Source organism: Brevundimonas sp. UBA7664, from assembly GCF_002483305.1.
Taxonomy (GTDB): Bacteria; Pseudomonadota; Alphaproteobacteria; order Caulobacterales; family Caulobacteraceae; genus Brevundimonas.
In genome coordinates this window covers 1-9,055 of sequence record NZ_DLHQ01000014.1, presented here as the reverse complement: position 1 = coordinate 9,055, position 9,055 = coordinate 1, and the positions used below count along the sequence as shown (strand labels likewise).

Annotated in this window: 8 protein-coding genes and 1 pseudogene; 7 read left to right on the top strand and 2 right to left on the bottom strand. The window is 70.0% G+C overall.

Annotation, left to right across the window (positions count from 1 at the left end; genetic code table 11):
• Window positions 1–130: 130 nt before the first annotated feature.
• Genes B2742_RS02205 through B2742_RS02180 form a run of 6 tightly spaced genes read left to right on the top strand, consistent with a single transcriptional unit; the run spans window position 131 to window position 7,472 of the window.
• Entirely contained in the window at window positions 131–1,537 is a 1,407-nt protein-coding gene (locus B2742_RS02205; RefSeq protein ID WP_292062428.1) for a UDP-N-acetylmuramoyl-tripeptide--D-alanyl-D-alanine ligase, read from the top strand.
• A complete protein-coding gene (mraY, locus tag B2742_RS02200; RefSeq protein WP_292062426.1) occupies window positions 1,537–2,646 on the top strand; it encodes a phospho-N-acetylmuramoyl-pentapeptide-transferase in 1,110 nt (369 codons plus the stop codon). Before B2742_RS02205 ends, mraY begins: the two co-directional genes overlap by 1 nt.
• Window positions 2,647–4,044, top strand: a complete 1,398-nt coding sequence (gene murD, locus B2742_RS02195; protein WP_292062424.1) for a UDP-N-acetylmuramoyl-L-alanine--D-glutamate ligase — start codon at window positions 2,647–2,649, stop codon at window positions 4,042–4,044.
• A 6-nt stretch (window positions 4,045–4,050) separates the two neighbouring features.
• Window positions 4,051–5,232 (top strand): putative lipid II flippase FtsW, encoded by a 1,182-nt coding sequence (gene ftsW, locus B2742_RS02190; protein WP_292062422.1) that lies wholly within the window; start codon window positions 4,051–4,053, stop codon window positions 5,230–5,232.
• 7 nt (window positions 5,233–5,239) lie between these two features.
• On the top strand, window positions 5,240–6,343 hold the full coding sequence (gene murG, locus B2742_RS02185) for an undecaprenyldiphospho-muramoylpentapeptide beta-N-acetylglucosaminyltransferase (RefSeq protein ID WP_292062419.1): 1,104 nt from the start codon (window positions 5,240–5,242) through the stop codon (window positions 6,341–6,343).
• 25 nt (window positions 6,344–6,368) lie between these two features.
• Window positions 6,369–7,472, top strand: coding sequence for a mechanosensitive ion channel family protein (locus B2742_RS02180; protein WP_292062417.1), 1,104 nt, complete (start codon window positions 6,369–6,371; stop codon window positions 7,470–7,472).
• Here the strand turns inward: B2742_RS02180 and B2742_RS02175 are convergent.
• Complete coding sequence (locus B2742_RS02175) at window positions 7,444–7,908, bottom strand: hypothetical protein (protein ID WP_292062415.1); 465 nt, start codon at window positions 7,906–7,908, stop codon at window positions 7,444–7,446. The genes B2742_RS02180 and B2742_RS02175 overlap by 29 nt on opposite strands.
• A gap of 59 nt (window positions 7,909–7,967) precedes the next feature.
• On the opposite strand from B2742_RS02175, the gene B2742_RS02170 reads away from it, so the two are divergent.
• Window positions 7,968–8,681 carry a WecB/TagA/CpsF family glycosyltransferase gene (locus tag B2742_RS02170; protein ID WP_292062413.1) on the top strand — a complete coding sequence of 238 codons (714 nt, stop codon included), beginning with the start codon at window positions 7,968–7,970 and terminating at the stop codon, window positions 8,679–8,681.
• On the opposite strand, the pseudogene B2742_RS02165 reads toward B2742_RS02170, so the two are convergent.
• Window positions 8,678–9,055: pseudogene (locus B2742_RS02165) on the bottom strand (AAA family ATPase); the annotation flags it as partial. The gene B2742_RS02170 and the pseudogene B2742_RS02165 sit on opposite strands and share 4 nt — an antisense overlap.

Here is a 9,055-nt window from a genome sequence, read left to right as displayed (position 1 = left end):
GACGGATGGGGGGTGAGACACGCCTCCCACCGATTGGCGTCTGCCCTGGCCAGCCTGCCTGCGGAACCAGCCCCCCCATCCGAGCGGCTTCGCCGCCCACCTTCCCCCGCGAGGGGGGAAGGAGTTCGTTGTGCCTGAGGCGTTGTGGACATCGGCCGAGATCGTGGCGGCGACGGGCGGGCGGCTTGAAGGCAAGCCCTTCCAGGCGAACGGCATCACCTACAACAGCCGCGAGATCGTCGCCGGCGACCTGTTCCTGGCGCTGAAGGGCGCGCGGGACGGGCATGATTTCGCCGCCGCCGCCTTCGCCGCCGGCGCGGCAGGGGCGATCACCGAACATCCGGTCGAGGGCGGCCCGTCGGTGGTCGTCGCCGACACCCTGCGGGCGCTGGAGGCGCTCGGCATGGCGGCGCGGGACCGGACGCCCGCCCGACGCGGCGCCGTCACCGGCTCGGTCGGCAAGACCAGCGTGACCCAGGCGATCAAGGCGGGGCTCGATCTGGCCGGCCCGTCGCACGCCTCGATCAAGAGCTACAACAACCATATCGGCGTGCCGCTGACCCTGTCGCGGATGCCGCGGACGACCGAGCGGGCCGTGTTCGAGATCGGCATGAACGCGCCGGGCGAGATCGCGCCCCTGTCGAAGATGGTCCGGCCCCACGCGGCCTGCGTCACCACCGTGGGGCCCGTGCATATCGAGGCCTTCGCCGACGGCGAGGCCGGGGTGGCGGCGGAGAAGGCGGCCATCTTCGAGGGCCTGGCCGACAATGGCGTCGCGGTGTTCAACGCCGACGTGGCCTTCGCCGCCGTGCTGGACGCGGGCGCCCGGCGTGCCGGGGCGCGGATCGCGACCTTCGGATCGGCGGCGGGCTGCGACGCCCGGCTGATCGACTTCCAGCCGCATGACACGGGCGCGCGCGTCCGGGCCGAGCTGTTCGGGCGGACGATCGAGTTCGAGCTGGCCCAGTCCGGCTTCCACTGGGGGCTGAACAGCCTGTGCGTCCTGCTGATGCTGGATGCGCTGGACGTGCCGCTGGACACGGGTCTGGCGGCCCTGTCCGAGTTCCAGCCGCTGGCGGGGCGGGGGCAGACGATGACGGTTCATGCGCCGGGCGGCGACTTCACCCTGATCGACGAGAGCTACAACGCCAATCCGCTGTCGATGGCCGCCGGCTTCCGCAGCCTCGGCGCGCGGCCGCTGCCGGCCACCGGCGGTCGGCGGGTGGTGGTCCTGACCGACATGCTGGAGCTGGGCGACCAGTCCGAGGCGCTGCACGAGGGGCTGTCCGGTCCGATCGACGCCGCGGGCCTCGATCTGGTCCATGCCGCCGGGCCGGAGATGAAGCGGCTCTATGACGACCTGCCGGGCTCGCGTCAGGGCCTGTGGCGCGAGACCGCCGCCGAACTGGCCGCCGAGGCCGCCATGCTGGTGGGCCGCGGCGACATCGTCATGGTCAAGGGTTCGAACGGATCGAAGGCGTCGCTGGTGGCCAGGGCCCTGGCGGCTCTGGGAGAAGGCTCGGGAGGGGCCGCCTGATGTTTTACCTGCTCTATCTCCACTACGCCGACATCGCGCAGGACTATCCGCTGCTCAATCTGGTCCAGTACCAGACGGTGCGGGTGGCGCTGGCCATGGCCACGGCCATGATCGTCGCCGTCACCATGGGCAGCCGGTTCATCGCCTGGATGCGGGTCAAACAGGGCAAGGGCCAGCCGATCCGCGCGGATGGGCCGATCTCGCACCTGTCCAAGGTCGGCACCCCGACCATGGGCGGGCTGATGATCCTGGCGGGCATCGCCGTTGCGGTGTTCCTGTGGGGCGACCTGACCAATCCCTATATCTGGATCGTCTCGGGCGTGACGGCGGCCTTCGGCCTGCTCGGCTTCATCGACGACTACGCCAAGGTGTCGAAACAGACTTCGGCCGGACTGACGTCGAAGCAGAAGCTGCTGGCCCAGGTCGTGGTCTCGGTCATCGCCGGGGTGCTGACGGTGCTGTGGATGACGCAGTCGCCGACCTCGCCCAACCTCGAGACCTCGATCGCCTTCCCCTTCTTCAAGGCCGTGCTGCTGAATGTCGGCTGGTTCTATGTGGTGTTCGCGGCCTTCACCATGGTCGGCTTCTCCAATGCGGTGAACCTGACCGACGGGCTGGACGGCCTGGCCATCGTGCCGGTGATGATGGCCGCAGGCGCCTTCGGCATCATCAGTTATCTGGTCGGCAATTTCATCTTCTCGGACTATCTGGGCGTCCACCATGTGCCGGGGTCGGGCGAACTGGCGATCTTCTGCGCCGCCATGATCGGCGGGGGCACGGGTTTCCTCTGGTACAACGCCCCGCCGGCCAAGATCTTCATGGGCGACACCGGCTCGCTGGCGCTCGGCGGCGCCCTGGGCGCCATCGCCGTGGCCACCAAGCATGAGCTGGTGCTGGGCATCGTCGGCGGCCTGTTCGTCATCGAGGCCGCCTCGGTCATGATCCAGGTCGCCTATTTCAAGGCCACCCGGAAGCGCATCTTCCTGATGGCCCCGATCCACCATCATTTCGAGAAGATGGGCTGGCCGGAGTCGACGGTGGTGATCCGCTTCTGGATCGTCTCCGCCATGCTGGCCCTGATCGGCCTCGCCACGCTGAAGCTCAGATAGATGATCCCGGTCCCGGGCTTCGAGGGGCGGCGCATCGCGGTCTTCGGCCTGGGACGGTCGGGACTGACGGCGGCGCGCGCGCTCAAGGCCGGCGGGGCCATGCCGGTGCTGTGGGACGACAGCGTCTCCAGCCGGATGCAGGCCGAGGCGGAGGGGTTCGCGGTCGAGGACCTGACGAGCGCCGACTGGTCGGGGTTCGCGGCCCTGGTGCTGTCGCCGGGCGCGCCCCTGACCCATCCGAAACCGCACTGGACGGTCGGCAAGGCGAAGGCGGCGGGCGTCGAGGTGATCGGCGACATCGAGCTGTTCGCGCGGGCGATCGCGGCGCTGCCGGAAGGAGAGCGCCCGAAGGTCGTCGCCATCACCGGCACCAACGGCAAGTCGACCACGACGGCCCTGCTCGGCTGGGTGCTGAAGCAGGCGGGGAAGACCGTTCATGTCGGCGGCAACATCGGCATCGGCGTGCTGGCCCTACCGGCGCCGAAGCCGGGCGCGGTCTATGTGATCGAAGTGTCGAGCTATCAGCTGGACCTGACGACCAGCTTCGCGCCGGATGTGGCGATCCTGACGAATATCAGCCCGGACCATCTCGATCGGCACGGCGGGATGGAGGGGTATGTCGCAGCGAAGGCGCGGATATTCCAGGCGCAGGGGCCGGAGGGGTTGGCCCTCGTGGGGATCGATGATGACTGGGGCGTCGGCGTTGAGAACAAGCTGATGCAGGCGGGCCGGAGGACAGCGCGGGTCAGCAGCGTGGCTCACTCGGCCCCCTCGGAAGAGATCGTGATTTCGAATGGCTCGCTGGACGTACCGGGCCAAGGCGGCATCGATCTGTTGAAGGCTCGTTCGCTGCCCGGCCGCCACAACGCCCAGAACGCCGCCTTCGCCTACGCCGCCGCCCGGGCGCTCGGCGTATCCCATGACGCCGCTGTCGAAGGCCTTATGACATTCCCCGGTCTCGCCCATCGCATGGAGGAGGTCGGCCGGCTCGGCCGCGTCCGCTTCATCAACGACTCCAAGGCCACCAACGCCGACGCGGCGCGGCAGGCGCTGTCGTCCTACGATCGCAGTTTCTGGATCGCGGGCGGTCGCGCCAAGGCCGGAGGCATCGACGACCTCGAGGACTTGTTCCCGCGCGTGGTCGAGGCCTTCCTGATCGGCGAGGCGGCCGGGCCGTTCGCGGCGCGGCTGGGCGACACCCCGCACCGGATCAGCGGCGACATGGCCTCGGCCGTGAAGGCCGCCGCCGAGGCCGCCGCCGCCACCGGCCGCGAGGAGGTGGTGCTGCTCAGCCCCGCCGCCGCCAGTTTCGACCAGTATCCGGACTTCGAGGCGCGGGGCGAGGCGTTCCGCGCCGCGGTCCTTAACCTCGGGGCTACGCCTTCAGGGCATGGTTAGCGAACCATGACCGCCCACAACTACAGCCCCGCCTTTTCGCGCAACGACCAGAGCCCCATCGCCAAATGGTTCTGGACGGTCGACCGGGGCTTGCTGGCCGCGGCCCTGACGCTGGTCGCGCTCGGCGTGGCGCTGAGCTTCGCCTCCAGCCCGGCGGCCATCCTGGCCGATGAATCGATCGTCGATCCCTTCCACTATTCGTGGCGGATGCTGGTCTGGGCCGGGGGCGGGACGGTCGCCATGCTGGTGGCGTCGCTGCTGTCGCCGCGCGGCGTGCGGCGCATCGCCCTGCTGGCCCTGATCTGCGCCATCGTGGTCATGGCGGCCCTGCCCTTCATCGGCAATGAGGTGAAGGGGGCGGCGCGCTGGATCAACCTCGGGCCGTTCAGCCTGCAGCCGTCGGAATTCGCCAAGCCCGGTCTGATCGTCTTCGCCGCCTGGATGTTCTCGGAGGCCCAGAAGGGGCAAGGGGTGCCGGGGGTGTCGATCGCCTTCGCGGCCTGGGTGGTGTGCGTCGGCCTGCTGCTGATCCAGCCCGACATCGGCCAGACCCTGCTGATCACCACCACCTTCATGGCGGTCTTCTTCATGGCCGGGGTGCCGCTGAAATGGGTGGCGGCCCTGGCGGCGGCGGGGGCGGCGGGCGTGGTCGGCCTGTATTTCGCCTTCAGCCACATGCGCGACCGGCTGAGCCGCTTCTTCTCGCCCGAGACCGCCGACACCCACCAGATCGACCGCGCCTCCGAGGCCATCCGCGCCGGCGGCCTGGTCGGGCGCGGCATCGGCGAAGGCGTCATGAAGCGCCACGTGCCCGACCTGCACACCGACTTCATCTATTCGGTCGGGGCCGAGGAGTTCGGCCTGATCCTGTCGCTGGTGATGATCGGTCTGTACGCCTTCATCGTGGTGCGCGGCATGCGGCGGGCGATGAAGCTGACCGACGCCTTCGAGCAGACGGCGGCGGCGGGGCTGTTCATGCTGATCGGCCTGCAGGCCTGCATCAATATCGCGGTGAACCTGAACCTGATCCCGACCAAGGGGATGACCCTGCCCTTCATCAGCTACGGCGGGTCGTCGATGCTGGCCATGGGGCTGACCATGGGTCTGGCCCTCGCCTTGACCCGACGCCGCCCCGGCGCCTACGAGCCGGGGACCAGCCTGCCGGATCGCGGGCGGATACTGCCGTAGGGTCCTGATGTCCAAAGTCTGCGTCGTCGCCGCCGGGGGCACCGGCGGGCATATGTTCCCGGCCGAGGCGCTGGCGCGCGAGCTGGCAGGGCGCGGCTGGCGCATCGTGCTGGCCACGGATCACCGGGGCGAGGCCTATGCCCACAACTTCCCCGCGGAGGAGCGGATCGCGCTGGACGCCGCCACCGGGCACGGGCCGATCGGCTTGGCCAAGGCCGGCGTCGCCATCGCGCGCGGGGTGTTCAAGGCGCGCAAGGCGCTGAAGCGGCTGGACGCGGCGGTGGTGGTCGGCTTCGGCGGCTATCCGTCGGCGCCGGCCCTGCTCGCGGCGCTGAGCCAGGGGCGGCCGACCCTGGTGCATGAGCAGAATTCGGTGCTGGGGCGGACCAACCGCTGGCTCAGCCCCTACGTCGGCGCCGTCGCCGCGTCGTTCCCGGACCTGAAGATGGTCCCGCATGGCGTGGGCGCGCGGGTGAGCCTGATCGGCAATCCGGTGCGGCCCGATATCCGGGCCCTGTTTGACCGGCCGTACGCCGCCCCGACGGCCGAGGGGCCGATCCGGGTGCTGGTCACCGGCGGCAGCCAGGGCGCGCGCATCCTCGCCGAGGCGGTCCCGCGGGCGCTGGCGGCCCTGCCCGCGCCGCTCCGCGCCCGGTTGAAGGTACAGCAGCAGGCCCGGGCCGAGTCGCTGGAGGCCGCCCGCGAGATCTATCGGGCGGCAGGCATCGAGGCCGAGGCCGCGCCGTTCTTCAGCGACATGGCCACACGGTTGTCGGGCACCCATCTGGTCATCGGCCGCGCCGGGGCCTCGACCTGTTCGGAGCTGGCCGTGGCGGCCCTGCCGTCGCTGCTGGTCCCGCTGAAGATCGCCATGGACGACCACCAGCGGTTCAACGCCGCCAGCCTCGCCGAAGCCGGCGGGGCCGAGGTGGCGCTGGAGGACGAGGCGACGGTGGAGCGGCTGACGGCGCTGTTGCTGCCGCTGCTGTCCGACCCCGCGCGGCTGGCGGCGATGAGCGCCGGCGCGAAATCGGCCGCCCTGCCGGACGCGACGCGGGCGCTGGCGGATATGGTCGAGGCGGCGGCCGCCGACGGGGCGCCTCCCGCCTGAGGCCGTAAGGGCCTATAGCGTCGTCATGCCCGCCTTTGTCACGGACCTGACCCGCGAGATCCTCCGCCTGTGGCGCGAGTTCCACTGGCTGCCCGAATGGGCGGTGATCTCGATCATCGTGGCCGTCTTCGTCTTCGCCGGCTGGGCCGCCAACCAGATCGTCTTCGCCCTGTTGAAACTGGCCGTGCGCAAGCGCGACGTCTTCTGGCGCGGCACGGTCGGGCGCGCGCGGCTGAAGGTGCGGATCGCGGTGATGATCGCCGCCCTGGCCCTGGCCGTCACCGTCTCGCCGCTGGATCCCGAACCGTCGCTGGCGATCCGCCAGACCCTGCTGTTCGGCTTCATCCTGACCGTCGGCTGGATGCTGATCGGGGCCTCGGACATGTGGGCGGTGGTCTATCTGCGCCGCTTCAACATGGAGACCGAGGACAATCTGGTCGCCCGCAAACACGTCACCCAGGCCCGCATCCTGCAGCGGGTCGCGGCCCTGCTGATCGGCATCGTCACCCTGGGGCTGGCGCTGCTGACCATCGCGGAGGTGCGCCAGTGGGGGCTGTCGCTGCTGGCCTCGGCGGGGGTGGTGGGGATCATCGCCGGCCTGGCCCTGCAGCCCTTCCTGACCAATATGATCGCCGGCATCCAGATCGCCACCGCCCAGCCGATCCGGCTCGATGACTCGGTCGTCGTGGAGGGGGAGTGGGGCACCGTCGAGGAGATCACCTCGACCTATGTGGTGATCAAGCTGTGGGACTGGCGTCGCATGGTGCTGCCGCTCAGCTATTTCATCAACACGCCGTTCCAGAACTGGACCCGGGAGACGGCGCGGCTGATCGGCTCGGCCTTCCTCTATGTCGACTATGAAGCGCCGATCGAGCGGTTGCGCGCCGAGCTCGAGCGTATCTGCCGGGCCAGCGCCTTCTGGGACGGCGATGTGGTCAGCCTGCAGGTCACCGACGTCACCGACCGCGTGGCCCAGGTCCGCTGCCTCGCCAGCGCCCGCAACGCCCCGACCGCCTTCGACCTGCGCTGCGAGATCCGCGAGAAGATGCTCGCCTTCATGCGCGACGAATGCCCCGAGGCCCTGCCGACGCAGCGCCAGCTCAATGCGACGGTGGAGCCGCAGAGTTGATCGCCAGCTGGGACCGGCCGTGGGCGACGGCCTCGTCCAGCGTGGTCGCGTCGGTGTCGTAGTCGTCGGGATTGCAGGCGGCGACCAGCAGTTCGAACGCATCGCCGCCCTCGACGGCCTCATAGGGGGGCGCGTCGTCCGGTGTGAGCGGGCCTTCGGCGCCGCCTTCGCGGACGGCGGCGAAATCCAGCCGGTCGACCTGGCCGTCCGGTCCGCAGTCGAAGCGCCACCACGACCAACCGCCCCAGTAGCGCGCGCCGGCGGCGCGGAAATCCGGCTCGACGACCTGTAAGACGCGGATACGCCCGCCGGGACCCTCCGGCGTGAGACTGGCCATATCGGCATACTGGGCGAACCGGCCGGCCCCGAGAAAGACGAACCGGTGCGGCGGTTCGCCCGGGCCGGCGGCGAGCAGCGAGAGCAGGGTCAAAATCATGCGCCATCGTAACCGGGCGTTGACCGAGACGCGACTATCCTGCCGCCATGACGCGCTTCATGACCCTCGATTTCGCCGATGGCGACCGGCCGCAGATGCTGGCCCGGGTGCTGGAGATGGCGCGCGGGGCCTATGGCTATGTCGTGACCCCCAATGTCGATCATGTGGTCAAGCTGATGGACGGCCGGGTGGGGCGCGAGGTCTATGAGGGTGCGGCGCTGAAGATCTGCGACAGCCGGATTCTCAGCCATCTGGCGCGGCTGCGGGGCGTGGCCCTGCCGGTCTATCCGGGCTCGGACATGACGGCCGACCTGCTGGCCTCGCCGGCCGCCGAGGGCCTGGTCATCGCCGTCTTCGGCCCTGACCGCGCGGCCTTCAATGAACTGGCCGCCCGCTATCCGCGCCAGAGGCTGAAATACCTCGACGCCCCGATGCTGGTGCCCGGCACCCTGGGCTGGCGCGCCGCCGTCGGCCATTCCGCCGGGGCGGAGTGGGACGTGCTGCTGGCCTGCGTCTCCTTCCCGAAACAGGAGCTGTTCGCCCACGCCCTGCGCGCGGCGGGGCGGAAGACGGGGGTGACCCTGTGCGTCGGCGCCTCGGTGGACTTCCTGACCGGCCGCCAGCAACGGGCGCCGAAGGTGTTTCAGCAGCTGTCGCTGGAATGGCTGCACCGGCTGCTGAGCCAGCCGCGCCGGATGTTCCGCCGCTATGTCATCGAGGGGCCGGCGATCTTCGGATGGTTCGTGCGGACTGAGCTGCTGGGCTCGCGCTAGGCCGCCACGATCTCTTCCGCCTGGCTCAGGTCCACACTCACCAGCTGCGACACTCCCCGCTCGGGCATGGTCACGCCGTAGAGCCGGTCCATCCGGCTCATGGTCACCGGGTTGTGGGTGATGACGATGAAGCGGGTGTCGGTCCGCTTCCGCATCTCGTCGAGCATGCGGCAGAAGCGGTCGACGTTGGCGTCGTCCAGCGGGGCGTCGACCTCGTCCAGCACGCAGACCGGGGCCGGATTGGCGAGGAAGACGGCGAAGATCAGGGCCGCGGCGGTCAGGGCCTGTTCGCCGCCGGACATCAGGCTCATCACGGCCAGCCGCTTGCCGGGCGGGCAGGCGTAGATCTCCAGCCCGGCCTCAAGCGGATCGTC